Raw genomic sequence first — 647 nt, 5'->3', positions numbered from 1 at the left:
GCCAAACTTACTTTTTTGTGAAGATTATTTCTTCACAAAATTTGTAAGAAAATTTTGACAAAGTAAATTTAATATTTTATAATTATACATATTGTATGTGCTTAGGTAGCTCAATGGTGGAGCACCCGGCTGTTAACCGGTAGGTTGTGGGTTCGAGCCCCACCCTGAGCGCCAAATGCCGGGGTGGCGGAACTGGCAGACGCACAGGACTTAAAATCCTGCGGTGGTCAAACACCGTATCGGTTCGATTCCGATTCTCGGCACCAATAACGCGGGATGGAGCAGCTTGGTGGCTCGTCGGGCTCATAACCCGGAGGTCGTAGGTTCAAATCCTACTCCCGCAACCATACTTTTTTAAAAATAATATTATATGAGGCCCTATGGTCAAGCGGTTAAGACATCGCCCTTTCACGGCGGTATCCCGGGTTCAAATCCCGGTAGGGTCACCATTTTAATTTTAAAATCAAAAAGAGATTTATCCTTCGTTTTAGAGGGAAACCACCGTGTCACGGCGGTATTGTTCTTCAGATTCGCTCAAGGGCTCATCTTGAAGATTTAAAATCTTTCAGATTTTAAACCCTACATGGGACAGGATTCAAATCCTGGTAGGGTACCAAATGGAAGTATAGCTCAGTTGGGAGAGCATC

General features: G+C 44.4%; 4 tRNA genes. All 4 read left to right on the top strand.

Features of this window, described 5'->3' with window-relative positions:
* Window positions 1-99: 99 nt before the first annotated feature.
* The 4 genes from HMPREF2852_RS05425 to HMPREF2852_RS05410 all read left to right on the top strand — a co-directional run bounded on the left by HMPREF2852_RS05425 (window position 100) and on the right by HMPREF2852_RS05410 (window position 449).
* Window positions 100-174, top strand: a tRNA-Asn gene (locus HMPREF2852_RS05425).
* A gap of 3 nt (window positions 175-177) precedes the next feature.
* A tRNA-Leu gene (locus tag HMPREF2852_RS05420) sits at window positions 178-266 on the top strand.
* A 4-nt stretch (window positions 267-270) separates the two neighbouring features.
* Window positions 271-347 (top strand) — tRNA-Met (locus HMPREF2852_RS05415).
* Window positions 348-374: 27 nt separating this feature from the next.
* Window positions 375-449 (top strand) — tRNA-Glu (locus tag HMPREF2852_RS05410).
* Window positions 450-647 lie beyond the last annotated feature (198 nt).

The organism is Anaerococcus sp. HMSC065G05, assembly GCF_001812365.1.
Classification (GTDB): domain Bacteria; phylum Bacillota; class Clostridia; order Tissierellales; family Peptoniphilaceae; genus Anaerococcus; species Anaerococcus vaginalis.
Note: the sequence above shows the minus strand (reverse complement) of the source record. Positions and strands in the feature narration are given on the sequence as shown.